The sequence below is a fragment of the Ideonella sp. B508-1 genome (genome assembly GCF_000333615.1).
Classification (GTDB): Bacteria; Pseudomonadota; Gammaproteobacteria; order Burkholderiales; family Burkholderiaceae_C; genus Ideonella.
This window is the reverse complement of sequence record NZ_BADL01000093.1, coordinates 1-3,858: the sequence shown is the minus strand read 5'-3', so window position 1 is coordinate 3,858 and position 3,858 is coordinate 1. Positions and strand designations below refer to the sequence as shown.

Below are 3,858 nucleotides of genomic sequence, written 5' to 3'. Positions count from 1 at the left end.
CTGGGGGTCGGCCGTCACCGCATTGCCCATGGACATCGCGCCGGGGCTGACCGCCAGTTTCTCGGTCAGCGCCGCCCGCGCCCCCGGCAGCAGCGACAGCGTCAGCAGGCCCCAGGCGGCATGCCGCCAGGCTCGCACCATCCCCATGACCGTGGCCCGATCAGAAGTTCAGCGGCATGTTCATGCCCAGGCTGAAGTCCGGCGAATCCGAGGTCAGCCCCACGCCGGCGGTGAAGTTCAGCGTGGTCTTGGGCGACACCCGCAGGCCCAGGCCCAGGTTCAGCATGCCCGAGGTCTGCATGGCCGTCTTGGAGCTGGTGCCGTCGGCGAACTTCAGCGTGCTGCGGGCGGACACCGTCTCCTGCAGGGACATGGTGGTGGACACCTTGTAGGACAGGGCATAGGAGAAGCCCATGCCGAAGCCGATGCTGGAGCCCGGCCGCACCTCGGTGAGGGTCATGCCGTCGCGCTGCTGGCTGAGGTTGCGGGCCGGCAGGTTGCCGGTGAAGTTCAGCGAGCCGAAGACCGCCACCGGGTCGTAGACCTGGGACGCGTTGGCACCCACCGTCAGCGCCGTGTTGCCCGAGCCGGTGGCCAGGTTCTGCCCGACGATGGTGGTGTAGGGGCTGCGGCCGGTGGGCAGGCGCAGCGTGGCCGTGGTGGTGAAGATGGCGCTGTCGCGGCGCTGCTCGAAGGGTTGGTAGCGCAGGCCCAGCGTCACGTCGCCCAGGCCGTTGGACAGGCCGCTGAAGTTGTTGCTCTGCGAGTAGCGGCTGATCAGCGGCAGCGTGGCGGTGGCGGTCAGGTTGTCCATCACCCCGTAGTCCACCGCGAAGGTGTTGGTGACAGTGTGGGCCCGCGTGTTCTGGATGTCGAACAGGGTCAGCGTGCTGTCGGTGAACTTGACGTTGATCGTCTCGCTGCCGATGTAGCTGTAGTTCAGGTCGTAGGTGATCGCCGTCTGGCCGGTCTTGAGCAGGGAGTAGGCTTTCTCGGTGGAGGTCAGCGTCTCCTTGAGCAGTTGGTCCTGGCTGACATCGCCCTCCTTGGTCTTGAGGGCATCGCGCGCGGCATCGGTGCCGGTGGCCGGGGTGGCCGCTGGTGCACCGGGCGCCGCGGGTGGTGTGGCGGGCTGAGCTTGCGGCTGGGATTGCGCCATGGCCGAGACGGCCAGGCCTGCCAGCAGCAGGCTGAGCAGGGCGGAGGGGGACACGCGAGCGGTGCGGCGGACGGAGAGGACTGCAGTGTTCATGGACGGCGGAGGAAGAGAGAGCCCAAGCCCTGTTGCACAGCGCGCTCCAGGGCTTCCTTGTTGGGCGAGGGACCGAGTCGCACGGACTCACGGATCTGGTCGTCGGCGACGACCCCCATCTCGGTGTCGGTCAGGGCCAGCTTGCGCGGCACCGGCGCGTCACCGGGCGGGTAGATGAGGAACAGGGTGTTGCGGTCCCACAGCGAGGCGAACTCCTCCTGCGACAGCACCAGGTGGCCCATGGCGGGATCGGCCAGGAAGACCCGACCGTCGCGCAGCCCGCGAAACACCACGAAGTGCTTGAAGCCGGCATAGTCGATCGGCACGATGGCCGGGTCCTTCAGCGCGGCCAGGTCCGACAGTTCGCCCCGGAAGCCCGCGCTCTTGCTGCCCAGGGTGGCCACGTAGCGCTTCATGTCCAGCAGCGAGAAGCCGCGCCGGGCCACGATCTTGTCGCTCTCGNCAATAGTCAGCATGCCCTCCATGGCCTGCTGCTCGGTCACCTCATAGCCCAGGTGGTAGCGCAGCACGGTGGTCAGCGCGGCCGAGCCGCAGCTGTAGTCGTAGGCCTGGTGAACGATGTTGTCGAACTTGAACTCGCTCTGCGGCCGCAACGCGACCTGCTCAGGCGCCACGCCGCCGCCCACCGCGTTCATCGGCAGGGTCACCTGCTCCTGGGGCTGGTCCCGGGGCTCGATGCGGGACACCAGCCCGCTGCCCATGATGGCGGAGGCAATCACCCCCAGGAGAATCATCCACATCGTTCGCTCGTCTCTTCTGTCTTGGGGGTCACCGGGCCCACAGCAGCACCCGGCCGGTCATCGCGCCACTGCCGTTGAGCGTGATGCCGCCCAGGCTGCTGGCCGTGTTCAGCGGGGCCGTGGGGTCGGACTGCACCGAGAGGGCCCGCACGCCGAAATCGTCAAAGCCCACGAAGCTGGGCAGGCCCAGCGCCAGCTGGCTCGTGCCATCCGAGGCGGTGACGGCATTGAGGGTGACGGCATAGAGATCCATGATCCCGCCCACGCCGTACATCACCAGGTAGTGGGGTTGGGCCGCCTCACCGAAGGCCGCGGCCAGGTTGGGCAGGGGGATGCCGCCCGTGAGCAGGCCGCTGTTGAGTTCCAGGTGGACACCCACGCCCAGGCCCGCGCCACGCACGTCCGACAAGGCGGCATCGTCCAGGGCCTGCGGCGCAGCCCGCACGCTGCCCACCAGGGACAGCAGGGCCATCAGCAGGCCGGCATGCAGCAGCAGGGTGCGACCCATCTCAGTTCCCCGGCCGCAGCCGCATGTCCAGGTAGTTGATCTGGAAGCTGCTGATGCGGCTGCTGCCCAGGTCCATCGCCCCGTTGACCGTGCTGTCGAAGCGAACGTTGTCGATCAGCAATCCCGCCTTGGCCGCCCCGGCCTCCGCCGTGCTCCAGTCCACCTTCAGCTGCAGCAACTGGCCGCCCTGCCCGTCCCCGATCACCTGCAGCACGGCCGGTTGGCTGCTGACATCGGCCAGGGCCCAGGGTTGCTGGGTGAAGTGGCCGTTGTCATCGACCGCGCCGAGATGGATACCGCTGAGGGTCAGGGCCTCGCTGCCATCGGCCCGTCCCCGGGCCCGCCACGAGAGCGCGCCGAGGTCGGCCCGCAGGGCCACGCCCAGCAACACGCCGGAGCCACTGCCGCTGCCGGGTTCGGTGCTCATCTGCACCCCGCCGCCGTACAGCGCCAGGTCCTGCAGCACCAGCGCCCCCAGGGCCTGTGTGCTGCCACCCGCAGGCGTCACCGCCAGATCGGCGGCGGCCTGCCAGCGCTGGAGCCCGGCGGCGTTCTGCGGCAGATCCAGGTGCAGCACATCGGCCAGGCCGTTGCCCCGGCGCTGGATCCACAGGGCATAGGGGTCGTCCAGCAGGTGGTCGGGATCGTCCGAGCGCGACAGCGCCAGGTCCCCCAGCCTGAGGGTCGAGCCATCGGGCGCAGCATAGGTCAGGCTCAGCTGTCCGGACAGCGAGAAGTTCTGCAGATTGAAATTGAAGCCGTCGCGCCCCTGCACGGCGGCCAGGTCGCGCTCGCTGAGCGCCTCCATGGCCGCGGCCGGGACCATGGCCCAAGAGGCCATGACCATCCCCAGCAGTGCCAGCGGCAGGCGCGTCAGCATCACGGCCCCTTGCCGGTGTTGGGCGGCACGGTACCGGTCGTGTTCAGCGCGCTCAGGCGGTCGCGCCAGTTGAGCCAGACGCCGGCCTGCGCGGTGTCCGGCGCCGCCAGCCCCGCCACCAGGCTGGGGTAGTTGACGGCCTGGTTCTGGATGGCCAGGAAGAAGTCGCGGCTGGCCCCATCGGCATTGCCGGCATGCAGACCGCCGATCTGCGACAGCGCCAGGGTGCAGGGGGCGCTGCTGACGCAGGTGGTGCCGTCCCAGCGCTTGCACGCCCAGCGAGTCCTTGCGCGAATCGATGGTGCCGGCCGAACCGGCATCGATCAGCAGGCTGCCACTGACCACATTCAACGAGGTGCCCACGTCGCCGCTGATGCCCCCGAACCCGATATGCATGCTCACCACCTGCTGGCTGCTGCCGCTGCCGGAGGTGACGAATTCCAAGTACGGGTCGGTG

5 protein-coding genes are annotated in these 3,858 nt (G+C 68.9%); all 5 read right to left on the bottom strand.

Annotated features, from left to right (window positions below):
* Positions 1-160: 160 nt before the first annotated feature.
* The 5 genes from I73_RS04000 to I73_RS25815 all read right to left on the bottom strand — a co-directional run bounded on the left by I73_RS04000 (position 161) and on the right by I73_RS25815 (position 3,721).
* Positions 161-1,252 (bottom strand): transporter, encoded by a 1,092-nt coding sequence (locus I73_RS04000; protein WP_051048992.1) that lies wholly within the window; start codon positions 1,250-1,252, stop codon positions 161-163.
* On the bottom strand, positions 1,249-2,013 hold the full coding sequence (locus I73_RS03995; protein ID WP_022979430.1) for a C39 family peptidase: 765 nt from the start codon (positions 2,011-2,013) through the stop codon (positions 1,249-1,251). The genes I73_RS04000 and I73_RS03995 overlap by 4 nt, the downstream gene beginning before the upstream one ends.
* A 28-nt stretch (positions 2,014-2,041) precedes the next feature.
* The gene (locus tag I73_RS03990) at positions 2,042-2,521 is read right to left on the bottom strand and encodes a hypothetical protein (protein ID WP_022979429.1); all 480 of its coding nucleotides are present in this window, start codon (positions 2,519-2,521) and stop codon (positions 2,042-2,044) included.
* Position 2,522: 1 nt separating this feature from the next.
* Positions 2,523-3,401, bottom strand: a complete 879-nt coding sequence (locus tag I73_RS03985) for a hypothetical protein (protein ID WP_022979428.1) — start codon at positions 3,399-3,401, stop codon at positions 2,523-2,525.
* Positions 3,401-3,721, bottom strand: coding sequence for a hypothetical protein (locus tag I73_RS25815; RefSeq protein ID WP_022979427.1), 321 nt, complete (start codon positions 3,719-3,721; stop codon positions 3,401-3,403). Before I73_RS25815 ends, I73_RS03985 begins: the two co-directional genes overlap by 1 nt.
* Positions 3,722-3,858: the final 137 nt, after the last annotated feature.